This window comes from Flavivirga eckloniae (assembly GCF_002886045.1).
Lineage (GTDB): Bacteria > Bacteroidota > Bacteroidia > Flavobacteriales > Flavobacteriaceae > Flavivirga > Flavivirga eckloniae.
Window position 1 is genome coordinate 1202638 of the sequence record NZ_CP025791.1, and the last position, 24481, is coordinate 1227118.

27 protein-coding genes are annotated in these 24481 nt (G+C 32.5%); 19 read left to right on the forward strand and 8 right to left on the reverse strand.

Going from position 1 to position 24481, the window contains the following annotated elements; all coding sequences use genetic code 11:
• The first annotated feature begins 53 nt into the window (after positions 1–53).
• On the forward strand, positions 54–1997 hold the full coding sequence (locus C1H87_RS04875; protein ID WP_158655124.1) for a T9SS-dependent choice-of-anchor J family protein: 1944 nt from the start codon (positions 54–56) through the stop codon (positions 1995–1997).
• A 477-nt stretch (positions 1998–2474) separates the two neighbouring features.
• Here C1H87_RS04875 and C1H87_RS04880 read toward each other — a convergent pair whose 3' ends face one another.
• Entirely contained in the window at positions 2475–3506 is a 1032-nt protein-coding gene (locus C1H87_RS04880) for a quinone-dependent dihydroorotate dehydrogenase (protein WP_102754741.1), read from the reverse strand.
• 138 nt (positions 3507–3644) lie between these two features.
• Between C1H87_RS04880 and pepT the strand changes: the two genes are divergently transcribed.
• The 14 genes from pepT (at position 3645) to C1H87_RS04950 (ending at position 16623) form a co-directional block, all read left to right on the forward strand.
• Positions 3645–4892, forward strand: a complete 1248-nt coding sequence (gene pepT / locus C1H87_RS04885) for a peptidase T (protein WP_102754742.1) — start codon at positions 3645–3647, stop codon at positions 4890–4892.
• A 1-nt stretch (position 4893) separates the two neighbouring features.
• Entirely contained in the window at positions 4894–5775 is an 882-nt protein-coding gene (locus C1H87_RS04890; protein ID WP_102754743.1) for a hypothetical protein, read from the forward strand.
• Positions 5776–5804: 29 nt separating this feature from the next.
• Positions 5805–6812, forward strand: a complete 1008-nt coding sequence (locus C1H87_RS04895) for a hypothetical protein (protein ID WP_102754744.1) — start codon at positions 5805–5807, stop codon at positions 6810–6812.
• Positions 6813–6917: 105 nt separating this feature from the next.
• Positions 6918–8303 carry a hypothetical protein gene (locus C1H87_RS04900; protein ID WP_158655125.1) on the forward strand — a complete coding sequence of 462 codons (1386 nt, stop codon included), beginning with the start codon at positions 6918–6920 and terminating at the stop codon, positions 8301–8303.
• 279 nt (positions 8304–8582) lie between these two features.
• Positions 8583–9122, forward strand: coding sequence for an RNA polymerase sigma factor (locus tag C1H87_RS04905; protein ID WP_102754746.1), 540 nt, complete (start codon positions 8583–8585; stop codon positions 9120–9122).
• A 6-nt stretch (positions 9123–9128) separates the two neighbouring features.
• Complete coding sequence (locus C1H87_RS04910; RefSeq protein WP_102754747.1) at positions 9129–9533, forward strand: hypothetical protein; 405 nt, start codon at positions 9129–9131, stop codon at positions 9531–9533.
• Between the two features lie 19 nt (positions 9534–9552).
• Positions 9553–9771 carry a hypothetical protein gene (locus C1H87_RS04915; protein ID WP_102754748.1) on the forward strand — a complete coding sequence of 73 codons (219 nt, stop codon included), beginning with the start codon at positions 9553–9555 and terminating at the stop codon, positions 9769–9771.
• A gap of 178 nt (positions 9772–9949) precedes the next feature.
• On the forward strand, positions 9950–11122 hold the full coding sequence (locus tag C1H87_RS04920) for an LETM1-related biofilm-associated protein (RefSeq protein WP_102754749.1): 1173 nt from the start codon (positions 9950–9952) through the stop codon (positions 11120–11122).
• Between the two features lie 2 nt (positions 11123–11124).
• Positions 11125–11694 carry a Crp/Fnr family transcriptional regulator gene (locus tag C1H87_RS04925; RefSeq protein WP_102754750.1) on the forward strand — a complete coding sequence of 190 codons (570 nt, stop codon included), beginning with the start codon at positions 11125–11127 and terminating at the stop codon, positions 11692–11694.
• Between the two features lie 82 nt (positions 11695–11776).
• On the forward strand, positions 11777–12229 hold the full coding sequence (locus tag C1H87_RS04930) for a carboxymuconolactone decarboxylase family protein (protein WP_102754751.1): 453 nt from the start codon (positions 11777–11779) through the stop codon (positions 12227–12229).
• A gap of 387 nt (positions 12230–12616) precedes the next feature.
• The gene (gene lpxD / locus C1H87_RS04935) at positions 12617–13609 is read left to right on the forward strand and encodes a UDP-3-O-(3-hydroxymyristoyl)glucosamine N-acyltransferase (protein ID WP_102754752.1); all 993 of its coding nucleotides are present in this window, start codon (positions 12617–12619) and stop codon (positions 13607–13609) included.
• Positions 13610–14199: 590 nt separating this feature from the next.
• On the forward strand, positions 14200–14700 hold the full coding sequence (locus C1H87_RS04940) for a hypothetical protein (RefSeq protein ID WP_102754753.1): 501 nt from the start codon (positions 14200–14202) through the stop codon (positions 14698–14700).
• 349 nt (positions 14701–15049) lie between these two features.
• Entirely contained in the window at positions 15050–15853 is an 804-nt protein-coding gene (locus tag C1H87_RS04945) for a hypothetical protein (RefSeq protein ID WP_102754754.1), read from the forward strand.
• A gap of 206 nt (positions 15854–16059) precedes the next feature.
• On the forward strand, positions 16060–16623 hold the full coding sequence (locus C1H87_RS04950; protein WP_102754755.1) for a hypothetical protein: 564 nt from the start codon (positions 16060–16062) through the stop codon (positions 16621–16623).
• Here the strand turns inward: C1H87_RS04950 and C1H87_RS04955 are convergent.
• From C1H87_RS04955 to C1H87_RS04985, 7 genes are all read right to left on the reverse strand, one after another.
• Entirely contained in the window at positions 16594–17505 is a 912-nt protein-coding gene (locus C1H87_RS04955; RefSeq protein ID WP_102754756.1) for an arginase family protein, read from the reverse strand. The genes C1H87_RS04950 and C1H87_RS04955 overlap by 30 nt on opposite strands.
• Before the next feature lie 52 nt (positions 17506–17557).
• The gene (locus C1H87_RS04960; protein ID WP_102754757.1) at positions 17558–18313 is read right to left on the reverse strand and encodes a LytR/AlgR family response regulator transcription factor; all 756 of its coding nucleotides are present in this window, start codon (positions 18311–18313) and stop codon (positions 17558–17560) included.
• Between the two features lie 25 nt (positions 18314–18338).
• Positions 18339–18668: a 2TM domain-containing protein gene (locus C1H87_RS04965; protein WP_102754758.1), complete on the reverse strand. Its 330-nt coding sequence runs from the start codon at positions 18666–18668 to the stop codon at positions 18339–18341.
• A gap of 11 nt (positions 18669–18679) precedes the next feature.
• The gene (locus C1H87_RS04970; RefSeq protein WP_102754759.1) at positions 18680–18988 is read right to left on the reverse strand and encodes a 2TM domain-containing protein; all 309 of its coding nucleotides are present in this window, start codon (positions 18986–18988) and stop codon (positions 18680–18682) included.
• Between the two features lie 12 nt (positions 18989–19000).
• Positions 19001–20344, reverse strand: coding sequence for a 2TM domain-containing protein (locus tag C1H87_RS04975; protein ID WP_102754760.1), 1344 nt, complete (start codon positions 20342–20344; stop codon positions 19001–19003).
• A 24-nt stretch (positions 20345–20368) separates the two neighbouring features.
• Complete coding sequence (locus tag C1H87_RS04980; RefSeq protein WP_102754761.1) at positions 20369–20989, reverse strand: hypothetical protein; 621 nt, start codon at positions 20987–20989, stop codon at positions 20369–20371.
• Positions 20990–21337: 348 nt separating this feature from the next.
• Positions 21338–22063 carry an energy transducer TonB gene (locus tag C1H87_RS04985; protein ID WP_102754762.1) on the reverse strand — a complete coding sequence of 242 codons (726 nt, stop codon included), beginning with the start codon at positions 22061–22063 and terminating at the stop codon, positions 21338–21340.
• 286 nt (positions 22064–22349) lie between these two features.
• On the opposite strand from C1H87_RS04985, the gene C1H87_RS04990 reads away from it, so the two are divergent.
• From C1H87_RS04990 to C1H87_RS05005, 4 genes are all read left to right on the forward strand, one after another.
• Positions 22350–22775, forward strand: coding sequence for a hypothetical protein (locus tag C1H87_RS04990; RefSeq protein WP_102754763.1), 426 nt, complete (start codon positions 22350–22352; stop codon positions 22773–22775).
• A 67-nt stretch (positions 22776–22842) separates the two neighbouring features.
• Positions 22843–23406 (forward strand): Crp/Fnr family transcriptional regulator, encoded by a 564-nt coding sequence (locus tag C1H87_RS04995; protein WP_102754764.1) that lies wholly within the window; start codon positions 22843–22845, stop codon positions 23404–23406.
• A gap of 122 nt (positions 23407–23528) precedes the next feature.
• Positions 23529–23723 (forward strand): tautomerase family protein, encoded by a 195-nt coding sequence (locus tag C1H87_RS05000; RefSeq protein ID WP_102754765.1) that lies wholly within the window; start codon positions 23529–23531, stop codon positions 23721–23723.
• Positions 23724–23728: 5 nt separating this feature from the next.
• Positions 23729–24472 carry an SDR family NAD(P)-dependent oxidoreductase gene (locus tag C1H87_RS05005; protein ID WP_102754766.1) on the forward strand — a complete coding sequence of 248 codons (744 nt, stop codon included), beginning with the start codon at positions 23729–23731 and terminating at the stop codon, positions 24470–24472.
• Positions 24473–24481 lie beyond the last annotated feature (9 nt).

Sequence of the window (24481 nt, forward strand, 5' to 3'; positions counted from 1 at the left end):
TTTATTATTCATCTTTTTCATTAAGGTATACATTTGAAAAAATGTTTGCCCTGATGAATATTTTTATTACTAACCCAAAATACTTACTACTTCCGATAGTTCTTCTATCGGCTACGTGTTATATCTCTGGACAGAACATGGAATCCTGTGGTACAGTTACCACACCAGAATCTCTTGAATACATAAATAGTTTAAAACCACAAATCAAACAATACGAACAAGAGTTTGCGCTAAATAAAGCTAAATCAGGTAAAAACAACACCTATCGTGTGGTTAACTCTATTCCAATTAAAGCACATATTATTAGAGCTACAAATGGCACAGGCGGACTGGATGCTTCAGATCTTTATGATGCTATCGAGAACCTTAACACTATTTATGCCGATGCCTTTATGGAATTTTTCTTATGCGATGGCATTAACTATATAGATAATGATGCCTTTTGTCATTTAAAAAAAGGAGACGAAAGTCATTTAAAAGAAGGAAGCTACACATCTGGCTTGATCAATATTTATTTTGTTAATCATTTAGTAAACACATCCGATCAAAGTATTTGTGGCTATAGCAACAATGTTGGGAGGAATGACGATGTTATTGTTATAAAAAACAGCTGTGCGACCAACGATTCTTCTTTGGCACATGAATTGGGGCACTTTTTCTCTTTAGTCCATACACACGGTCCTGATAATAATAAATTAACATCGGAATTAGCTAATGGCAGCAATTGCGATACAGATGGCGATGGTATTTGCGATACACCGGCAGATCCCATGCTTTCATGTACAAATGTAGATAACTCTTGCGAGTATATAGGTAAAGAAACAGATGTTAATGGTCATGCGTTTAATCCAGATACGGGCAATTTAATGTCGTATTCCAAAAAATCGTGTAGAGATCACTTTACACCTCAACAACTTGCTAGAATGTATGCCTTTTATCAAACTACAAAAAGCTATTTGGCATGTCCTTCTTTTAATGCCAATTTTAGTGTAGATACGAGTTCAACTTGTGAAGAAATACTAACCGTAAACTTTAAAAATAAATGTTCGAATGCTACCCATTGGGAATGGGATGTAGATTCAGACGGGGTTATAGATTATACCGATCAAAACCCTTCGCATACCTATAACACAGGAATATATGATGTAACGCTTACTGTTTCCAATACATCGGAAACTATAAAGCGAACATTTTCAAAGTTTATAAAGGTTGGAACGGAAATAGATCCTAACCACGAGGATTTCGAAGATTTTGAAATGGCTGAAGATAACGGTTGGACTGTAATAGACGACTCTAATAGCGGTTACAGCTGGTACTCTAATTCTGGAAAAACAGCCTCGGACGATACGGGACCTTTAAGCGATAATACATCCGAGGATAATACCGGTACATATATTTATGCAGAAGCTTCGGGAGCAGAACCTGGAGATGTTGCCACCTTTATTTCCCCGTGTATCAATATAACTAATACAAATACCTTACTGGAGTTTTCATACCATATGTATGGCAAAAACACAGGAGAGTTGCACGTAGATATTAAAACTAACGATGGTTATATTAATGATGTTATCCCTGCGCTTTACGGAAATCAGCAAGCTAATCAAGAGGATGCGTTTTTAAAACGCACAATCGATTTATCGTCTTATGCTTACGAAACCATAAAAGTTCGTTTTAGAGCTGTAAGAGGTACCCATTGGGATGGAGATATTGCTATAGACGATATTCTTATTAAAAGCATCAAAGAGGTTCCTAATAGTGTTGACACGCTATTGGATATAAAAGTGTATCCGAACCCAATTACCAATGCGACACTTTATATTAACTCCAGAAATACGAATGGTACTTTAAATTATCAAATTTCTAACTTGGTTGGACAAATATTCTTATCGGGAACACTAACAAATCACCCTATTGATGTGAGTAGTCTATCTTCAGGAACCTACTTTATATCTATAAATGGCAAGAATTCCAGAATTGTAAAAAAGATAGTTAAGTAAAAAGGAAAGACGTAAGACCGCTTCGCTTTTAGAATTAAGACTTGATTCTAACTAGTTTTAACCAAGCTGACATCAACTTAGCTTTTTCAAAAAAATTAATATCCGTTTTTGTCATTACTTCGGTCTGTGCTGAACTTGTTTCTGTAAGCTATAGTGTCCCCACATCTTTTTAATCAAGCCACGAATTACACAGATTTACACGAATAAAACCTCAATATAATGGATTGCTCTCTATACTATTCATAATCACGAATCATACTTTCAGTCTGTTTTTACAATCCAAACCCGATTTAATCCTATTATATCTCTGCGCTTTAGTTTACTAATAAGCAAACACAGATTACTTATTAGTAAACAATCTATATTTAGAATCATTTGTGATAATTCGTAAAATTAGTGTCTATCTTTGTAAAATTATTATTTAATATGCAGCCATATTTGTTGGTACATCGTAGTTCATTAAGGCAGGAATAAAAACTACCTTTTAAGCAATGCCTTATTAATTTTCTTTACAAGACTCGGACCTTCATAAATAAACCCGGTATAAACTTGTACTAAATCGGCACCAGCATCTATTTTTTCAAGAGCATCCTCTGCAGAATGAATACCTCCTACTCCAATAATAGGGAATGCTTTGTTACTTTTTTCAGATAAATACTTAATAACACTTGTACTTTTATCCTTTATGGGTTGGCCGCTTAAACCTCCGTTACCAATATTTTCAAGTAATGCTTCCGAAGCTTTTAAATCGCTTCTGTCCATAGATGTATTACTGGCAATAACCCCATCCAGTTTTGTATCTGCAACAAGTTCTACAATCTCATCCAATTGACCATTATTTAAATCTGGTGCTATTTTTAACAGAATTGGTTTTTTGCTTTCGAATGAAGCATTAGCCTCTTGTACCGCACCAATAAGCTCTTCCAAATAATCTTTATCATTTAATTTGGCATGGCTCCCCACATTCGGGCAACTTACATTAAGTACAAAGTAATCAACATAAGGGTGCAATGCATTAAAGCATTCCAAATAATCTTTAGTATAATCCTCTGGTTTCGTATCGGTGTTTTTTCCAATATTACCTCCAATAATCAATTTACCCTGATTCTTCTTTAATTGAGAAATGGCAGCTTCTACTCCCTCGTTATTAAACCCCATTCGGTTAATAATTCCCTGATCATCCTTAAGTCTGAATAATCTTTTCTTAGGGTTTCCTACCTGTCCCCTTGGAGTTACCGTACCAATTTCTATAAAACCGAACCCGAAATTTGCCAACTCATTGTATAGCACAGCATTTTTATCGAAACCAGCAGCCAAACCTACCGGATTTTTAAACGTTAAACCAAACAGGTTCCGCTTTAATTTGGCACCTTTAACCACATATAAACTTCTAAAAAGAGCTGCAAAGCCAGGTATTTTAGATGTGACTTTTATAAGTGAAAATGTAAAATGGTGAATCTTTTCTGGGTCGAATAAAAAAAATAGAGGGCGAAGTAATAATTTGTACATCCGGTATTATTTATGCAAAAGTACTTCTAAATAAAAAATTGCACAATTCTAAGAGCAAAAAAAATTAATAATCGTATTTTTAAACCCATAACAAACACTAAGTATTTTCATACTAAACCATACCAAAGTTTATTTAAAATGATTTCAAAAGAAAACATCATAAAACGATTTGTAAGTTACGTTACTATCGATACCGAATCAGATCCATCATCAAATACAACACCAAGTACCAAAAAACAATGGGATTTGGCCAACAAACTGGCCGAAGAGCTTAAATCTATTGGTTTGCAAGATGTTACCATTGACGATAACGCGTACATTATGGCTACATTACCTGCTAATGTAGAATACGATGTACCGACTATAGGATTTATTTCTCATTTCGATACCTCACCAGATTTTACAGGAGCCAATGTAAATCCTCAAATTATAGAAAACTATGATGGTAAGGATATTGTTTTAAATTCAGAAGAAAACATCGTACTATCTCCAGGTTATTTTGAGGATTTATTACTATACAAAGGCCAAACCTTAATAACAACAGACGGCACTACACTTTTGGGTGCCGACGATAAAGGCGGTATTTGTGAAATTGTTTCGGCTATGGAATACTTAATAAACCATCCGGAAATTAAACATGGAAAAATTAGGGTTGGTTTTACTCCCGATGAAGAAATTGGAAGAGGAGCACATAAATTTGATGTTGAAAAATTTGGTGCAGATTGGGCTTACACCATAGATGGTAGCCAAATAGGCGAATTAGAATACGAAAACTTTAATGCCGCAAGTGCGGTGGTAACCGTTAAAGGTAAAATTGTACACCCAGGATATGCTAAAGGTAAAATGATAAATTCTATGTATATCGCACAGGAGTTTATTAATTCGTTACCACGACTGGAAACCCCAGAACATACAGAAGGCTATCAAGGTTTTTTCCATTTGCATAACATGAAAGGTGATGTTGAAGAAACGATTTTAGAATATATTATTCGCGATCATGATCGAGGACATTTTGAAGCACGTAAAGAAGTGATGCAAAAATTAACCAACGAATTAAATTCCCAATACGGCAGAGAGGCTATTACTACCGAAATAAAAGATCAATATTACAATATGAAAGAAAAGGTTGAGCCTGTAATGCATATTGTAGATATTGCAGAAAAAGCCATGAAACAACTGGGTATACAACCGCTTATAAAAGCCATTCGAGGTGGTACCGATGGTTCGCAATTAAGCTACATGGGACTTCCCTGCCCCAATATTTTTGCTGGTGGACATAATTTTCATGGACGTTATGAATACGTTCCTGTTGAGAGTATGATTAAAGCCACTGAGGTGATCTGCAAAATTGCAGAATTAACAGCTTTAGAAAAAAAATTGAATTAATTTGAAACATTATATATTCTTTTTATTCCTGTTTTGTACTTTCTTAAGCTCCTCTCAAACCGAAAACTATCATATTAAAGTCGTTTACGAACCTAACCAGACTTATACATACAGAATAAAAGAGACATCTAGCATAAATACGTTTAAGGATGTTGATAAGGATATGAAACGAATGTTAGACTCTATTGGGTCTGTTAAAAGTTTAAAGTCCGGTAAAGAGGAATCTTTTAGAATGAAAATATCAACTTTCAATCTTGATAGTGAAGGAAACATACCTATTAAAATATTGTTTGACCAACTTTCTTATAAAGGCTTTTATGAGAGAGAAAAGATAAATAAAGAGCATGGTTTTAAATCTTTGAAACTGGTTGGAAAAATTAATTCTAAAAATAAAGTTCAGATAGATGAAGTTTTTGTTGATAATCTAAAAAGCAAAAACGAATCCATGATAAAACTATATTATAAAAATGTTGAAAGTACCGTTTTCTTTCCCGATAATGCTTTATCCATAGGTGATTCATTCATTCTAGAGAAACCTCTCAGACTATTATTAGCAGAAAAGCCAGCAATGTTGGAGAATGCTCCTATTAAGGACATTATTAGCAACAACACAAAAAATAAATTCACCCTTACAAAAGTTAAAGCAGACAAAGCGTATTTTGATGTTGAAGGTATAGTTGAATTAAATAAAGAGGAAGTACCTAACAATATCATTAATTTAAATGTAAAATCTAAGGGTAAAATAGAGGTCAACATTAAAGATAAGCATATAAATAAAGTATCATTAGAATCTTATCTTAGTTATGATGAAATACTATTTGAAAATAATGTTGTAAATTTCAATTACAAATTTACTTTAAAGATAAATGCCATAACACAATAGCACTTTTTTAGGGCTTAATAAGGAACAAAATGAATAAAGCAATAACCTTTCAAAGGCATCTAATAATTTTCGGAATTCCGTTATTGATTATAGGGTTGATGGTTTTAATCGCTAAATCATCCGTTTTTCAATCGAACCCAACTAGTTTAGCTATTGGTATTACATGCGATTTGTTATTAACCGTTCCTTTAGTCTATTTTTTACTCATTAGGAAAACCAACATTCCCAAAACAACGATTGTTCCTTTTATCATTTTTGGAATGATTGTTTGTTCGTTAATACTTCCTTCGGAAAACCAGTATTACCTAAACCTTTTTAAAACCTGGGTATTTCCTCTTATGGAGCTATCAATTTTAGCGTTTATAATCTACAATGTTCGAAAAGGCATAAAACGTTTCAAACATGAAAAAACGGCTTCGTTCGACTTTTTTACAACGCTAAAAAAGACCTGTTATAACATACTGCCTAAACCAGTAGTTATTCCATTTGTAACAGAAATTGCGGTGTTTTATTATGGCTTTATATATTGGAAAAAAAGAGAATTAAGCAGTAATGAATTCTCATACCACAAGAACAGTGGTACACCAACATTACTAATTGCCATAATACTTATTGTAGCTATAGAAACCTTTGTTTTACATGCATTGCTCGTTAAGTGGAGTAATATAGCGGCATGGATTTTAACATGCCTCAGTATTTATTCCGGTATTCAGATTTTCGGTTTTTTAAAATCGATGACAAAACGTCCCATTTCAATTGAAAACAACAAACTCTATCTGCGATACGGCATCATGACCGAATGCACTATCGCTATAGAAAATATTGATTCCATAGAGCTATCGTCAAAAGATCTTGAAAAGGACAAAGCTGTTCAAAGATTATCATTTTTAGGAGAACTGGAAAGTCACAACGTTATCATTAAATTAAAAACCGAACAAACATTAATTGGACTTTATGGTATTAAAAGAAAATTTAAAGTTTTGGCGTTGTACATAGATAACAAAAATGAGTTTAAAAATTATATCAATAATATTTAATGAGGCAGTCCCAAAAGTGTTCATTCTGAATGACATATAATGCTTTGTACAACAAGCTTTCACTACGTTCTAAATAAAACCCCGCCTTTAAATCCCCAAAAAACCATGAAAAAACTCGTAACGGTTCTTTTCCTAATTCTATTCTTTATACACAGTTATTCGCAAAACATGACATTTCAGGTTGAGTTTTCGAAAAACTATGCAACACTGGATTTTTTAAATAATATATCCTCAACTCGCCAAACCAATCCGTACAAAAAGGCTTTTAACAAATCGAAATATAATACAGAAAAGTACAATCAACTCTTAAAAGCATTTGCCAACATAAACATTTTTTATTCGTACGAGTTTCCGCAATATCCTTACGGGAACAAAATTGGAGGGAACACCTATTTCATATTAAATAGAAACCTTCTTGAAAGTTCCAACCTAGAAGAATTTAAAAAGAAGTCATTTGGTATAATTCCAAACGAAGACCTCAACAAGCTTTACAACATTCTTGTTGAATTTCAACCTATTTACGAAGACCTTATTTATATTCCTTGCAAACCGCTTTTCGAAAAACAATTGAAAAACATACAAAGCCTTGTAGCGGCAGTTGATATCGATTCCCCTTTTAAACAGCTGTTACATTTTCATAAATCGAATTGGGATTTAAACCTGCCCTTTAAAATGTACATCTCTCCAATTCCGGATGAAAGAAAAATCGGGTTTACTGCTACTGCCTTTTACAATTTGGCCATAGCTGGAATTCCTCAGGGCTTCGACAATTACAAACAGCTCCTGGCTGTTATGTTTCACGAATCGTTCCATATTTTGTATGATGAACAATCTCTAAAGGTTAAGGAAGATATTGCTTCTTGGTTTAACGCTAACGACTCAAAAAATGCCAATTATGCTCAATTGCTATTCAATGAAGCCATAACCACTGCGACTGCCAACGGTTATTTGTATAAAAACTTGGCTGGTACACTACCAAAAGGAAATTGGTACAATAACAAATACATTGCTGAAATGGCCCAAAAAATGTATCCATTAGTCAAAACCTATCTGGATGAAAAAAAACAAATTGATCAAAAATTTATTAATAAGTATATCGCACTAATGGATAATGAGTTTCCGCAATGGCTGTATGATATTGATCATGTTTTAATGCAACGTTATATTATTTCGGAAAGCAAAGACGCCTACCGAAACTTATCAAAAAAGCATCGATACTCAAACATAAACGAATATAGAAACACAATTAGCGCCTTAACCATTCAAGAAATGAAAGGCCATCCTATTACTAAAGTTATTATAGTAACCAATAACAACGAAAAACACTTAAGCTTAATTAAAAACAGCTTTCAAGAATTAAAGCATTGGGCACCAAAGCCAAATTCGAATTTTGCATTCACGACATTTTTAAGCGATAAAACACACTTAATTATCATTAATTCACTATCAGAAGATATTTCGGGTTTATTGGAAAATCTGCATATTAAGTAATGTAAATTTTCATGTAACTTTTTTACAATATCACAGTCTACATAATATATCTGTATCAAGGCGCTTTAACATGGTATAGAAAAGAAGAGGGAGAATATCTTTTGAAAAAATAGTGTTTACGCAAGCCTTTTTTACAATTAAAAATACATGCTATAAACTCTGAATATATAAGCATGGGCAATCTCTTCTTTACAAAAAGATGACATTTTTTTAAAATAAAATGCAATAGATTAAAAAACTGTCGTCTTTAAAACCAAAGAGCCTCTATAAACGGTTACAATGAACTCGGAATCTGAAAACAGTAAAAAACTTAACGATTTTTTTGGTAGAGAATACCGGTCTCTTAAAGTTTATGTAAGCAACCGAATAAAAGACTCGGCCAGCAGAAGTGCCGAAGATATTATTCAGGATGTAGCCCTAAAACTATTCTCCGGAGCAGATAGATCTGCACCCATTAATAATGTGGCTGGTTTTGTGTACAGGTCAATTAAAAACAGAATAATTGATATTATGCGTACATCTAAAAAAACGGAGCAAGTAGACATTGATTACGAGTACTTAAATCTGGCAGAAAAGATAAACCAGTCTACAGACGATCATATATCTGAAGACATAATTCCTGCTTTAAAAAGTAGCATAGAACAGCTTAAACCCGGTTATAGAGATATTATTATAGCTGTAGATTTTGAAGGCTATACGTATAAAGAGATTTCCAAAGAAACTGGAATTCCAGAAGGCACACTTATGTCTCGAAGACATAGAGCCATTGGGATGTTATATAAAAAATTAGAATCAGAAATTAACAAACATAAAAATTAGCATATCATGAAAAACTTTTTCACACATAAATTCAGAAGTAAGTCTCCGATAGAGATTGCAGGCATAATCATCTTTGGAGCTATTGCTATCGCTGGATTAGCCATTTTGTTCGGCTTTGTAATCATGTGGCTATGGAATTGGCTTATGCCAGAAATTTTCGGACTAGCCACACTTACGTATTGGCAAGCTGTAGGTTTATTTATATTCTTAAAATTACTACTTGGAGGCTGCGGAGGCGGAGGAAAATCTTCTAAAAGTTCAAAACGAAAATGCGATGATGACTCAAAAACCGATTTCTCAAAATGGAAGCACTATGACGAGTTTTGGGAAGAAGAAGGCGACGAGCTTTATAAACAATATATCTCACGCAAAACAAATCAAAATCAATCAAACGAATTAAAAGAACTCTAATTCTTTAAAATCTTCTATTATGCACCTGCTCATATTTAAAACAAACATTGAATCGAAGAAAAAAGTAAAATCCTTAAACCCAGTACTCAATAAACATTCTGATATTTTAGATTGGACTATCGACCTCGAAGACATCGATAATGTTCTAAGAATTGAAGCCACAAGTAACATTACAGAATCAGATATTATCGATATGGTTAGCATGCGTGGCTTTACCATAAAAACTTTAACAGATTGAATATAAAGCATTAAACACCTCATCGGGTTATCATAGATTTATGTATTAAGTTAAAATTCTTTATACGCCCTCGTCTTGCACAACAACGAAAGATAAAAAACCGTTAAACCTATGATAAAACGAAAATTTGTAAATTAAATGCTTAAAGCATTACATTTACACCGAAAACAACGATACTATGAATCCGTCTGCACAAGGTTGGATAAAAAAGCTACTAAAAGAAATTGAAAAAAAAGATGCCATCTTTAATTTTAACGAAGAGGCATTTTACAATACATTAAGAAACTGTGGCTTTATTTACGGAAGCAATTTAGATATTATCGGGGGTATTCTTGATAAAAAGGATCTTACCGAGGAAGAACTTTGTAAAACAAATTTACTTTTAACGCTATTATATACCCATAAAAAATCAAAGTCGAACATACCATTTATTAAAAGTGTTATAAACTTTTATACAGATATAAATGAACTTAAATTATCTTTCTTTCAAGAGTTATTAGGTGGTAAAAAATCGAGCGAACAACTTGAAAAAATAATACACAAACGCATACAAATAGATGCCAATGTACTCACCAAAAACTTTAAATATTTTATAGTTAATGCCTTACTTTTTATTGATGCGCTAGCCTATAGGGAGTTTTTAAAAAACAATAGCATTTCAGTTAGTTACATAAAAAATCTGGAAGCCGCTATAGAGTTTATTTCTCTAGATGTTCTAAACTCCAAAACCACAAAAAATCAATACGACGAAAGTTTGATAAAACTCTTCGAATCTTCGTTACGATTTAAAAATAATACGCATATAGATTACGAAAAGGCCATTAAAATCATAAAAACACAGCAGGAAAAAAACTATGTTTTAGACTTAGCTTGTATGGCTACCTGGGGAGACAGAACGATAGATGATAACGAACAACAATTTTTAATACAGTTAGGAACCGATTTAAACATTCACGTATCGCAAATTAATCAATCTATAGAAACCGTAAATCATTTTTACAATACCAATAAAGACAACATAGCACTTTTAAGTTCTAAGAATATTGTACAAAGTTTTTACAACAACTCTAGCAAGATGGTTAACAAACTAATTACAAGAAATAGCAAACGTCTGTACCAAGAGCTTAAAGACAGTAAAGAACTTATGGTTTTGTTATCGCAATCGACAGTTCGGGATTTAAATAACGAAGAGCAAAAAAAAGTACAAGAACAATTGCTGGATATTTTTAAATCTATTCCAAGTCTGGCTATATTCATGCTTCCGGGTGGCGCACTTTTACTCCCCCTGGTTATTAAATTTATTCCGAAATTATTACCCTCTGCGTTTGATGATAATAGAATAGATGATTAATTATGAAAAAGCAGCTTCATACCTACTTAAATCGTTATGTTCCTTTTTCTGAAGAAGAAACAGACTTGTTTTACACATATCTTACGCCAAAAACATTTCAAAAAAAGGACTATATCCTAAAGGAAGGCGACGTATGCAAAATTAAATTCTTTATTACAAAAGGCTTAATTCGTATTTTTAAGATTGACGATAAAGGCAATGAAAACATTATTCATTTTGGTATAGAAAATTGGTGGATGACCAATATGGAAAGTTTTGTTACCCAACAACCCTCGCTTTTATATATTCAAGCTTTAGAAGAAACCTCCATACTCACTATAAGTAAGGCAGATTTAGAAAAAGCGTATACTACAATACCAAAACTGGAACGGTTGTTTAGGATTATCACAGAAAAAATGCTTATTGCTGTTGAACGTAAGAATGAGCATTATCTTAAAATGAGCAGTAAGGAACGGTATCGCGGATTTATAAATGAGCTTATGGCATTTTCGCAACGTGTTCCTCAATATATGATAGCCTCTTACCTAGATATTACACCAGAATATTTAAGCGAGCTCAGAAAAAACAAATAGTGTCTATTTCTTAAGACATCTTAATATCCACGGATTTTCTCTATCCTAACTTTGTTTCATAATACAAAAACAATATAAAATTATGGAACGAATTACTTATGCTGATATCCCAGAAGGCATGTTTGAAAACTTAAGAGTTATTCAAGACTCGATAGACCATTCTACTCTAGATAATAAGCTAATAGGGCTTATTAAACTTAGGGTATCTCAAAAAAACGGTTGCGCGTATTGCGTAGATATGCACTACAAAGAATTACAACATGAAGGAGAAACAGAATTGCGCTTATCGTCGCTATGTGTTTGGGAAGAAACCCCTTATTTTACAGATAAGGAACGTATAGTATTAAAGTTTGCCGAAACCCTTACTACAATAAATAGCTCCCCAATATCTGAAGAAGACTATGTTCCTTTATTAGATCATTTTAATAAAGAGGAAATATGCTACTTATCATTAGCCATAGCACAAATAAATACTTGGAACAGACTTATGAAAGTATTTAGATTTACTCCAGGAAATTATAAAGTGGAACATTAAGCATTATTAAATTATTCTTACGACTGATAATTAGTGGAAGTTTTATATCTGCTATTGCAGACCGATTTGGTTTTTGGCACAACAGCGAATTTTCTACAGGAATTAAAGGTTTTTTGATTATTCTCTATGGACCAGCTTTCTAAAGGTGATTTTTCACCTTAAACTTTATGAAAATAAAATATTATGAAATAGATATCATTTTAAATATAAGGTAGTTAAAGCCCCCTTTTCTTACCTCAGATGTATCACCCAAAAAAGTAGTTTTAATATTACATTTCTTGGGTGTTTTCTTTTATACAATTATTTGAATTAAAAAAAAAAAATGTATTTTGCTATATTTCAATTAGATTTACGAGTACTAGTTAACATCTAACCTAATAAAAAAGCATGGCATCTTATACTATAAAAGAAATTAATGATATCTTAAAAGGTGAATTAATAGGAAACACGACGCAATCAATTAGTGGACCTGAACAGTTACAAAATGCTGGTATTAATCATATAACTTTTATAGGAAGCACAAAATACATTAAGCTCTGGGCAGACTCAAAAGCTTCTGCTGCAATTGTTAACGACAATTTAAATGTAGAGCCCGGAGACAATCGTGCATTAATTAAAGTAAAAAATGCCGATTTAGCTATGGCTAAAGTTTTGGAGCTCTTTAATCCTCCTGCTCCAGAATTCGATATCGATATTCATCCTACAGCAACTATTCATAAAACTGCAAAAATTGGAAATGGATGTAAAATTGGAGCCAATTGTTATGTTGGTAAAAATGTAGAACTCGGCGACGGTGTTATTTTATACCCTAATGTTTGTGTTTTTGATGAAACAACAATTGGTAACAATACTACGGTTTGGTCTGGAACAGTTATTCGGGAACGTTGTATAATTGGTAGCCATTGTATATTCCATACCAATGTAAGCATTGGTGCCGATGGTTTTGGATATCGCCCTAGCGATGATGGCCGTGGTCTTGTTAAAATACCACAAATTGGTAATGTTATTATTGGTCATTATGTTGAAATTGGAGCCAATTCCTGTGTAGATCGTGCTAAATTCAGTGCCACTATTGTTGGTGATGGTTGCAAAATAGACAACTTAGTACAAATAGCACATAATAGCGTTATGGGTCGTTTTTGTATTATGGCTGGTCATAGCGGACTTGCAGGCTCTGTAACTTTAGGTGATGGTGTTATTATTGGTGGAAGTGCTTCAATTAAAGATCACACGACAATAGAATCTGGTGCTACAGTGGGTGCAGGTTCTGGTGTTATGAATAATGTAAAAGCCGGAGAAACCGTTTTAGGATACCCTGCACAAGATGCCAGAGATATGCTAAAGCAATGGGTAGCCATGAGAAGACTTGCTAAAAAGTAGTTCCCCCCATTAAAATCCATATATTTTTAAATATAAAAGCAATTGTTTTTATATCATTCTTATAGTGAATTACAAGAATGACTTTAAAACAAAAAATATCCAGACTTCTACCTTGCACATCAGGTTGTCTGCCCTTAACGCTATTTTTTACCATCAATGAAAAACTACCAAGAGCCCAAATTTTTGTCCTCAATATCGATAATCATCAATAGAACATAAAATTCCGGTAATTTCATCTTTAGCTATCATAGCAGAGCATTTAATTACACAACTGAAATACAGCGCTTAAATTCTCTAAATGTTTTGCTTTTTCATACTATAAACCTAGGTTTCTTACTTCGAATTCACGTTACTTTAAGAACACACCTGAACTTTTAATTCAAACTAAAAAAGAAGTTTTTTGACTAACAGCTTTAACTGTTAAAGGATTATTTTTATCAAAAATGTGCTTTCCAAATACTAGAAAACATGACGAAGAAACCTACTTTTCTAATTCTTCTATCCCTATTGAAGAATGTTTTACTTATTGAAGTTTATAAAATTGTTGCGAAAAATAGCTGTAGAATCTTTTAAAGAAAAAAAATTGAAATATGAAAAACTATAAAATTTTAATATTAGGTGCTCTTATAGTTTTTAACCTGAACTCTTTTTCTCAATCACTTTTACCTACTGCAAATATAGAAGGTGGCTATAATTCTGGATTTACTGGGAAAGTAGGTATTGGATTTACCACAATGAATTGGGGAGATCAAGGCGATTTTTCAGATTTTATGGACGACCTTGCTGCCCCTGCTATTGGTGGAAATTTGCAATACAAAATTAATAGGATAAATAAAGAGACCTTTCAAGGGCCTAATTTACAATTATTTGCTTCATTTCTAGGGTTATTAAGAGTTGGTGTAAATGGTTCATATCTTTTTAATAATGGAAATTCTATGTTCATATTTGAACCCGAAATTGGTATAACAGCCTTTACTATAATTACTATTAAATATACTTACAATTTAACTAATACTAACGGTTTTTTTCCTGACATTTATAAAAAGAGTGGAATACTATTGAGTCTAGATATTCCCATATTAGTATGGTAAGAACAGAAAGAACTAATGGTTAAAGCATATATAATTAATTATATTTGTATACGTTGGAAAATCGGAAAATCCTAACTGATTTTCCGTAACTAACCATATACTAAACGTCAGTTTGTCTAAAAACTATGTTGCAAACAATAAAAATGCGAACAAATGTTATTGGTATTCCAGACTCACAAATTAGAAAAACTTATCTTTTTGACTAAAAATTAAATTTAAATTTCACAACCTCCGTCTGAATAATGGATTTTCATTGAATTAATTAATACTTATTCTTTATAGAAAACAACTAGAAAGTACATTACCAAACATAGTATCTTAAAATAAAGTATAACATATAAAAAGTCTAATGAAATACATATTAAAATCATTAACCTTGCTTTTTATTTTTATGCTTTTCATTAACGGAAAAACGCATCAAAAAAATTCATCTATGCATATTGTTAGAGGTCTAAAACCTACCATCTCAGAATATACGGTCTTAGAACAAGATTTTATTATGAAAATTGCTAATAAACTAAAGAGCAATGGCTTTCCTCTTAACCAATTAACAAGAGTTCATCTTAAAAATAGAATTCATACTAAAAAGGACTATTACACGTATAATGAAGTTACATTTTTAATTAATCCTGGAGTTTACAAACAAGGTGAATTTAATAGTGGTATTGAGAATATTGGTATAGGCTGGGAAGATCCTTCTATGATAAGAACACCAGATGGAGGGATTGAATTTGAAGTAGGTCGTAAAGTAAAATATACAGATTTAGTAATGGATCTTTTTCGTTTGAAAGATTCTTATTCTTCCTATACACTTTTAAAAGATCATGATAACATACTAGAAAAAATAAATGAGGTCTTAATTTCGAACGAGATAGAAGATATTAAATATTTCACGTCCAAAGGCATATTGGAATTAATTAAAAATTACCACATTTCAATAACTGCACATCAAGAAAAAGAGGAAGTATATGAAATGGAGATTAGAAAATTAGATCATGGTCTAATAAACCCCAAACATTTTAATGCACTTATTAAACAATATCGCTTACTAATAAACCTTAACACATTAACAATAGAAGTACTAAATAGCTTTGACCCAACTTTCTTTCCAACACCTGCTATCGACCCTTCCAGTCCTTTTACCAAAGAATAGTATTAAAAATAAACAAAAACGCAACACTTAAAAACCTTTACTTTTTATTAAACCGGTATTGCTTTCGATAACAACATACTGTGAAAAAATATATTGTTCCCTCTAATTGACCCAAAAGCTCATATGAGGCATAATACATATGTACAAAAGCGGAATAGTTGTTGATTAAAATCTTTCTTTAATCATTAATCTGAAAAAAATACTAAATGAAAAAATTTCTATTGTTCCTCATTTTCTTTGGACTAACCCTTATTGTTAAATCTCAAAACGCTAGTGTTGAAAAATCAACTTACGGAATACAAACAGGATCTTTTGGTGTTTGGATTCATAACGAGACCAAACTATCAAATAAAATAGCACTACGATCCGAGTTAGGCCTTGATAGTGGGATTCTAGCTGGAAGTTATTATGACAGGGTAGGCTTTTTAATGACACCTGTAGTTACTTTAGAACCTAGATGGTATTATAATTTAAATCAAAGAGCTTCCAAATCGAAAAACATAGCTGGAAATAGTGGGAATTTCTTGTCTTTAAAAACAAGCTATAACCCAGACTGGTTTACAGTTTTTGATAATACCAATTTAAAAGTTATAGATCAAATTTCAATTATTCCAACCTGGGGCATGAGACGACAAATTGGAAAACATTTTATGTATGAAACTGGTATTGGAATTGGATACAGGCATATTTTTTCAAAAAATTCTGGGTATACAGACAATAAAAGTGAAGCTGCAGTAAATTTACATTTGAGAATTGGATACAGATTTTAAAATCTCCACAAAGTGTTGAACAAACTTAATGGTGTATTTACCATTCTTGTCTAAATCCGGGTCGAGAATGGTAATTTCAATTCCAACAGCTTTTTCACTCGAAATCAAAGGAATTAATAATTCCGATAATTCGACATAAGTTAGTCCTCCTTTTGCCCTACTATCTACAGCTGGCATAATATCATCATTAAGCACATCTAAATCCAAATGAATAAAAAATCCATCCAACCGATTGTCGTTAACCAATTTCAAAAATTGATCAACCGTATTTTTAAACCCATTACGCCTTAGCCTGTTTAAATTATAATAGCCAATTTCCGAATCTAAAATTGGTTGCACATAGTCTTCATCAAACGCTCTATTTCCAACACAAAACACATTACGTTCCATAAAATAGGGGTTCAAACCATGAATATTGGTCAATTTTTCATGACCATACCCTGTAACAATAGCCAGATCCATACCTGCCGCTCCACCAGTTTGCGAAATTTCAGGTAATATAAAATCGGTATGACCATCAATAAAAAACAGTCCAAATTCACCCTTTTTCTTTAATGCGATGGCACTTCCAATTAAAATGCTACAATCACCTCCTATAACTATTTTAAAAGCTTCTTCTTTTAAAGATTCAAGAAGTTGAGATTGTTCTTTGGCGTACTTAATAATTTTATCAGCATTTCTAACCCCAGATTCTTTGTCGAAATCCATGGAGTAACTCGGAGGCTCTAAACCCAAAACCCTTTCGGGGTTAACCTGTTTATGAAGACCAAACTGTTTTAACCATTTCGGTAGTTTCTTAACACTAGGTTCAATGGCATAATCCGTTTGCTTCAAACCTAAATTTGATGGAAATTCTACGATGTAGATTTTATGACTATTCATTTTCTAATTCGCATACAATAAAGCCTTCTAAAAACGATTACTTAGTTATTACCTACTCCAACCAGGTTTTAAAGTCTTTAACACGTTCGCGAGCCACGATAACCTCTTGGTCTTTATACGACTTTAGTTTTATTTGTAAACGCGAATTCGTATAGCTTACCATATCTTTTATAGCATTAATATTTACAAAGAACTTTCGGTTAATACGAAAAAACGTTTGAGGCTCCAATTCGTTTTCTAAATGCTCCAACGTTGTGTCTAAAAGATAATTTCTACCTTCTGTAGTATATAGGTAAGTGCCTTTATTCTCGCTATAAAAACACTCAATATCATCTATATTAATAAGCTTTAAATGTTGCCCTACTTTTACCGAAAACCGCTTTTTGTATTCACGATCAATTGGGTTTACCAAAAGCTTTTTAATGTCATTAAAATCTAGGGTAACCGCTTGTTTCTGTGGCATACGTTCCTGATATTTTTTTACCGCAATTGTTAATTCGTCCTCATCAATAGGTTTTAATAAATAATCTATGCTATTTAGTTTAAAAGCTTGCAGTGCATACTCATCGTAAGCTGTGGTAAATATAACGGCACTTTTAATTTCAATGGATTCAAAAATTTCGAAGGACAACCCATCACTCAATTGAATATCAAGAAAAATTAAATCGGGATGGGCGTTATTTTGAAACCATTCTATAGATTCTTCTACAGAATGTAGCAAGGTATCAACTTCAATATTTAAAGTATTCAACATACGCTGCAAACGTCTTGCTGATGGTTTCTCATCTTCGATAATAATTACATTCATGTCTTACTATATTTTTGCGTTAACGCTATTCCCAACGTTTTTTGTCTTTATCCATAAACTCTCTAATCTTGCGCTCCTCCCATGCTTTTCCAAAAAATATGTTTTTACCAAATACACCCAAAGCATGAAATCCTAAGCCAATACCCCAAAAAATTGGTGTAGAGAATGTTCCTATATTCCAGAAAGCACCATTGGAATTTACAGTAATAGTAATAACAATAAATATATTTACTAACACATAGGCTAACGCATGCCAGTAAAAGCCCTTTAGCTCCTTTAGTCTTTTTTGAGCTCTTAGAAAAGCTTCTTCCTTTCTAAAATCTTCAGAAGAATAATTATGATCTTTATGTTTCATTTCAATTAAATTTAGTTCCAGTGCTTTCGTTCCTCCTCTTTATCTATAAGTTCCTGTATCTTTCTTTCCTCCCATTTACGTCCCAACACACCATTGTTCACAAATGTATTATAAGCATGAAACCCTAAACCAACACCCCAGCCCGCCATAGGAAACCAAAACCAATGATACTCCCAATACGTTTTATAGTTTACAAATACCAAAAAAGGAACTACTAAGCAATAAACTATTAAATGATAGTAAAATTCTTTAATATCCTCTACTCTTTTTCGTGCTCTTAAGTATCTACTATTTGCTTCAGAATCTGGTAACTTCTCCATAATTTTCACTTTTTAATTCCAATGTTTATTTTCTTCTTCCTCACGCATAAACTTTTCAATTTTACGCCTTTCCCAATCTCTGCTAAAAGTCCCGTTATTCACAAAAACTTTAAAAGCCTGAATGGCCAAACCTAAGCCCCAGCCAAACATAGGAAACCAAAACCATTGAAACTCCCAGGAGGTTTTATAGTTTACAAATATTAAAAACGGAATGACGAAACAATACGATATAAGGCTATAATAAAATCCTTTAAGTTCTTCTACATGGTTACGTGCTCTTACATAACTATCATCTATTTGAGGTTGCGATTGAGATCTCATAACTACTATTTGTTTAGTAAGCATTGGTATTGCTACTGCAAAACTGTTTGCTTCTTTATAAATGTTTACTTTTTTATTTGTTAATAAATCGTAGCGCTGTTTTATATTACTAAGTCCCACACCACTACTCTTTTTTACTATTTGTTTTGGCTGCAAATTATTTTCTACAACCAAATTATCACCGTCTTCATAAATCTTTATATGCAGCGGTTTGCTTGATGTTACCATATTATGCTTTACTGCATTTTCCAATAGCAGCTGCAACGATAATGGTACAACTTTACTTTCCGGATTTGATGCCGTTTCCGGCATATCGAAAATAATACTGTCTTCAAAACGCATTTTAACTAAAGACATATAGGTCTTTGCGAATTGCAGTTCCTCATCAACAGTTACCAACTCCTTATCCTTTTGCTCTAAAACATAGCGATACACCTTAGATAAGGATGTTGTAAACTTTTGTGCATTATCCGGGTTTTCTTCAATTAAACTGGTAAGTACATTTAAACTATTAAATAAAAAATGCGGGTCTAATTGATTTTTTAAAGCATTAAATTTGGCACTGGCCGTACCTGCAATAACCTTTTGTTCCTTTATTCTATTCTGTTGGTATTTATTATAAAAATAAACTATATGAAAAACAGAAACTATGGTTAAAGTTACCCACAATCCAAATTGGTACGATTTCAATGTTTCATTTGAAATAAACTCATAAAGAGACTTGCCTCCCAGGGTTAAAGATGTAAGCATTCGCAATACAAATAACCCCATTAACGTAATGATTGTTGAACATATAATTCCTAAAACAATACGTTTAACTGTATCTCCCTTTTTCCAGTTGAGTCTATTAAAATAATTGAAGAAATACACATTGGAAAACCCGAGTACGAATGCATACAATTGAAAAAAAACAAAATCGATCAAAAAGTCATTAACACTATCGAATATAAATCCACCTGAAATCAAGTTATCCACTATAAAGATGGCACATCCAATAGCAAAAATTATAATGATATTTTTTACCGATTTTGTCATTCTATTTTCTTTTAATGCTTTGGTTTATTTTCCACAAGACTCTAATATTTGAGCAGCACGTTCTTTACCCCATTTAGGGTGAAACGGTGTTTCTGGCTTAAAGTTAGCAAAAAGTTCCATGGCTCTTTCCAGATCTTTACAATATGGTGTTACATCTTGACCAAAATAACGTGCACTCCCCATATCCCATTCGGCCTTACAATAAACCACTCTTGGATTTTTGGGTGCTATCTGCCCAGCTTTTGTATATAATTCGGCAACTTTCCCAGATAATGTCATACCATATGTTGCTCCGTCGTAAGCCACCCAAGCTGTATGTAATAATGCTTGTAATACTAAAATTTCCGGATTATTTTTAGAAATAGCGGTGGCATCATTAATTAAATCCTGTGCCTTTTTTAATTTAGCAGTTAGTATTTTTTCGTCTTTTTCTCCAAAACTGCCAATAATATTTATTTGTGCCGCATAGTAAGGCGGTAACCAATTATCTGATTCTGCAGTAGCAATCCGTTCAAACATATTCGAAGCTTCAACAGGATTGTTTCCCCAAAGCTCGAATGCTTTTTTCATACCTTTTTCGTAGTTAGTTTGAGAATGTATGAATCCTGAAACTAGTAATGCCGTAAAAATAATTAGATGTTTCATGTAATTTGTATTTATAGTTTTAATTATAAAACAAATATCACATGTCACCCCCTTTTTTTAAAAACCGACTTACCGAACTGTTATTTTTCCAAGATGAAATGTTAAACTCATGTAAAATGCTTAAAACGGCTATCATTTACCGTAAACCATTCCACACAAAATAGGGTATCTAAAAAGTAATTTATTCTGTCATTCAGAGCGACTAGTGCTGAGCGAAGTCGAAGCAAGCGAAGAATCTTAATTAGTCTGTGAATTAACAGATTAATAATTTAATGAGATTCTTCATTTCATTCTGAATGACACTTTTTAGATACCCCTTCACATAGATATAATAACTATTTACTATCCTTAACCTTCACTAAATTTGAAGAATATAGGTACAGCATAAGCTACTTTAACTGGTTTACCTCGTTGAGTTCCCGGCTTCATTTTAGGCAATAATCCAATAATTCGTTCTGCTTCTTCTTCCAAGATTTTATCCGGACCTCTAGATCTAATACCTGTAATATGACCTTTGGAATCTATAATGAATATTACAGATACACGTCCTTGCAATCCCATATCTAAAGCAACTTCAGGATATTGGAAATTATTAACCACATGCTCCTGCATTTTTTGCTGAAAACAATCTTTCATCTTCTTCTTAGGAAGTCCTTCACATCCGGGAAATACAGGTACATTCTCAATAACAGCAAATGCAACTTCTACATCTTCCTCAACCTCTTCTACCACAACATCACTCACTTCTACAACTTCTTGAATAGCCTCTTCCTGCGATGTCTCGGTACTTTCTATTATTGTTTCTTCTATATCTTCAACATCTTCTACAATTTGAATAGATTGTTGAACGGCCACAGGAGGTGGTGGCGGTGGTGACGTATTTACATTCACTATGGGAATATCCTCTTCAACCTCCTTTTCCATTGCCAAAAGTTCTGCAACGATGTCTTCTTTTTCGTAAGTTTTATACTCTAAAACTTGCCAGGAAAGAAGCAACATTAAATTAAGACCTATAGCAAAATAAATGCTGCTATTCCTACCTATTTCTAAGTTTGGGTTCTTTTTTGCTTCCATGACTTTAAGATTTATTGATCTAACAATGATTAATTAACTACTTAAATTTATCATATATTCAATAAAATAACTATGACAATTATCATATCGCAAAATATTCGTGATTCTTTGAATATATCACATTATTTAACCTTTTTGGATTGAAAGCTAATTTTATAAACGTCTATAAGTATAGCGGTTGAAAGATTTATTATCTTAGTTTTTATATTGCGGATATAGGGCAATTATATATACTATTGTTGTGTACCATTTGCAGAAACCGTTTAAATTCTAATGAAATTACTTTTTGAAAAAAATAACTGAATACTTAAAATTTGATAAAAACCAAAGATTTATCTATGGAATTGGACTTATTTTATGGGTATTTCTTTGGATTCAAGACTTCAAATATATCACGAATGAAAACTTTTTTAGAATTTATTTATGGCAAGTAATAATTCCTATTGTATTACTAATTGGTCAACTGATTTTTAATAACAAAACCATCTGGATTACTCTTGTCGCATATGTAAGTTTATATAGTTTATGGATTATTTGGAATATAATTGAGTTAGATATTTTAATTGATATTCAGAGAGACTATTCGCCAAGACCTTTTTGGACTTTTGAAAAAATTATGAATTGGGTAATTATGATTTTAATATTACTGGTAACGAACTGGACTGTTTGGAAAGTAAAACCGACTGAAATCAAAAAAAACGATACACAATAACGTTGGTATACATTAAAAACCATCAACATAGCTAGCTTATAAAAATACATTACCTACAATTATAAAAATGACACACCCTCTCAGAAAACATATCGAAGAAATAATTAGCCTTACAGATGAGGAATTTAATTTTGTTTTGAGTCACTTTGAGCAAATCAAAAAACGTAAACATCAATATATTGTTCAAGAAGGAGAAATTGTAGACAAAGAATACTGGATAATAAAAGGTTGTTTAAAAAGCTACTTTGTTGACGATACGGGAAAGGAGCATATACTTCAATTTGGTATGGAAAATTGGTGGATTACAGATTATGAATCTTTTGTAAAACAAACCAAATCCAAAACGTCTATCGACTGTATAGAAGATAGTGAACTACTATACATCTCTTTTGAAAATAGAGATAAACTAACGGCTCAAATGCATAAAATGGAACGGTTTTGGGCTAAAAAAAGTAAAATGGGTAGAATTTCGCTTCAAAACAGGATTTTATCATTGTTAAAAAACTCAACCAAAGAAAGGTACGATTTACTTCTAGAACAATACCCGAAACTTTTTCAACGTGTTCCTAAAAAAATGATTGCCGCCTATTTAGGTGTTTCCAGAGAAACGCTTAGTAGATTAAATTCATAGCTCACCTTCTTTCATTTTATCACTTCATGTGATCTATATCACTTTAAAGAAGTGACATACCTCCTTTCTAAAAAAATAGGTTCTCACCAATTTTGTATGACAATTAATTTAATAAAAAAGTTATGCCATACATTAACATTAGAGTTACTGATGAAGAAGTAACACGAGAACAAAAACGTCAATTAATAGAAGGCGCTACCCAACTGGTAGTGGACATTCTTAACAAAAATCCGCAAACAACCCATGTTGTTATTGATGAAGTACCCATAGCAAATTGGGGTGTAAATGGGAAACAATATTTAGGAACTAAAAAATAAAGAACATGAAAAACAAAACCGTAATTATTACAGGAGCATCCACAGGAATTGGGAAAGAAATTGCAAAATATTTTATAGCACGAGAAAGCAATGTTGTAATGAACTCTTCTAATGAAGAAAACTTAAGCAAGACTTATCAAGACCTTGGTGCGCCTTCAAATGCTGTTTACTTAGTTGGAGATATCAGTAAACAAGAAACTGGCCAGAAGCTTATTGCTTTAGCGCTCAAAAAATTTAACGCCGTAGATGTTTTAATTAATAATGCAGGCATCTTTTCTCCAAAGCCCTTTTTAGATGTTGAAGAACAAGATTTAGACCTTTATTGGAATGTAAACCTAAAGGGAACATATTTTACTTCACAAGCAGCTATTCCTCAAATGATAAAACAACAAAATGGTTCTATAATAAACATAGGAACTGTTTTGGTAGAACATGCTATTGATGGATTTCCTGCAACGGCACCATTAACAAGCAAAGGAGCTATACATGCTTTAACAAGACAATTAGCCGCAGAATTTGGTAAAAATAATATTAAGGTAAATACCATCGCTCCTGGAATTATTAGAAGCCCACTACAAGAGAAAATAGGAATTGAAGATGCCGATAGTTTAGCAGGATTGCACTTACTAAATAGAATTGGTGAAGCAAATGAAATTGCAGAAGCAGCTTATTACTTAGCAACTTCAGGATTTATAACAGGTGAAACAATTAATGTAGCTGGCGGGCACACCGTTGGACATGCTATTTAAAATAAAAGA

What these genes read in the sequence shown, in the direction of transcription:
- C1H87_RS04875 (WP_158655124.1), top strand. Translation starts at nt 54, where the DNA reads ATGAATATTTTTATTACTAACCCAAAATACTTACTACTTCCGATAGTT.
- C1H87_RS04880 (WP_102754741.1), bottom strand. Translation starts at nt 3,506, where the DNA reads ATGTACAAATTATTACTTCGCCCTCTATTTTTTTTATTCGACCCAGAA.
- pepT (WP_102754742.1), top strand. Translation starts at nt 3,645, where the DNA reads ATGATTTCAAAAGAAAACATCATAAAACGATTTGTAAGTTACGTTACT.
- C1H87_RS04895 (WP_102754744.1), top strand. Translation starts at nt 5,805, where the DNA reads ATGAATAAAGCAATAACCTTTCAAAGGCATCTAATAATTTTCGGAATT.
- C1H87_RS04900 (WP_158655125.1), top strand. Translation starts at nt 6,918, where the DNA reads ATGAAAAAACTCGTAACGGTTCTTTTCCTAATTCTATTCTTTATACAC.
- C1H87_RS04905 (WP_102754746.1), top strand. Translation starts at nt 8,583, where the DNA reads ATGAACTCGGAATCTGAAAACAGTAAAAAACTTAACGATTTTTTTGGT.
- C1H87_RS04910 (WP_102754747.1), top strand. Translation starts at nt 9,129, where the DNA reads ATGAAAAACTTTTTCACACATAAATTCAGAAGTAAGTCTCCGATAGAG.
- C1H87_RS04915 (WP_102754748.1), top strand. Translation starts at nt 9,553, where the DNA reads ATGCACCTGCTCATATTTAAAACAAACATTGAATCGAAGAAAAAAGTA.
- C1H87_RS04920 (WP_102754749.1), top strand. Translation starts at nt 9,950, where the DNA reads ATGAATCCGTCTGCACAAGGTTGGATAAAAAAGCTACTAAAAGAAATT.
- C1H87_RS04925 (WP_102754750.1), top strand. Translation starts at nt 11,125, where the DNA reads ATGAAAAAGCAGCTTCATACCTACTTAAATCGTTATGTTCCTTTTTCT.
- C1H87_RS04930 (WP_102754751.1), top strand. Translation starts at nt 11,777, where the DNA reads ATGGAACGAATTACTTATGCTGATATCCCAGAAGGCATGTTTGAAAAC.
- lpxD (WP_102754752.1), top strand. Translation starts at nt 12,617, where the DNA reads ATGGCATCTTATACTATAAAAGAAATTAATGATATCTTAAAAGGTGAA.
- C1H87_RS04940 (WP_102754753.1), top strand. Translation starts at nt 14,200, where the DNA reads ATGAAAAACTATAAAATTTTAATATTAGGTGCTCTTATAGTTTTTAAC.
- C1H87_RS04945 (WP_102754754.1), top strand. Translation starts at nt 15,050, where the DNA reads ATGAAATACATATTAAAATCATTAACCTTGCTTTTTATTTTTATGCTT.
- C1H87_RS04950 (WP_102754755.1), top strand. Translation starts at nt 16,060, where the DNA reads ATGAAAAAATTTCTATTGTTCCTCATTTTCTTTGGACTAACCCTTATT.
- C1H87_RS04955 (WP_102754756.1), bottom strand. Translation starts at nt 17,505, where the DNA reads ATGAATAGTCATAAAATCTACATCGTAGAATTTCCATCAAATTTAGGT.
- C1H87_RS04960 (WP_102754757.1), bottom strand. Translation starts at nt 18,313, where the DNA reads ATGAATGTAATTATTATCGAAGATGAGAAACCATCAGCAAGACGTTTG.
- C1H87_RS04965 (WP_102754758.1), bottom strand. Translation starts at nt 18,668, where the DNA reads ATGAAACATAAAGATCATAATTATTCTTCTGAAGATTTTAGAAAGGAA.
- C1H87_RS04970 (WP_102754759.1), bottom strand. Translation starts at nt 18,988, where the DNA reads ATGGAGAAGTTACCAGATTCTGAAGCAAATAGTAGATACTTAAGAGCA.
- C1H87_RS04975 (WP_102754760.1), bottom strand. Translation starts at nt 20,344, where the DNA reads ATGACAAAATCGGTAAAAAATATCATTATAATTTTTGCTATTGGATGT.
- C1H87_RS04980 (WP_102754761.1), bottom strand. Translation starts at nt 20,989, where the DNA reads ATGAAACATCTAATTATTTTTACGGCATTACTAGTTTCAGGATTCATA.
- C1H87_RS04985 (WP_102754762.1), bottom strand. Translation starts at nt 22,063, where the DNA reads ATGGAAGCAAAAAAGAACCCAAACTTAGAAATAGGTAGGAATAGCAGC.
- C1H87_RS04995 (WP_102754764.1), top strand. Translation starts at nt 22,843, where the DNA reads ATGACACACCCTCTCAGAAAACATATCGAAGAAATAATTAGCCTTACA.
- C1H87_RS05000 (WP_102754765.1), top strand. Translation starts at nt 23,529, where the DNA reads ATGCCATACATTAACATTAGAGTTACTGATGAAGAAGTAACACGAGAA.
- C1H87_RS05005 (WP_102754766.1), top strand. Translation starts at nt 23,729, where the DNA reads ATGAAAAACAAAACCGTAATTATTACAGGAGCATCCACAGGAATTGGG.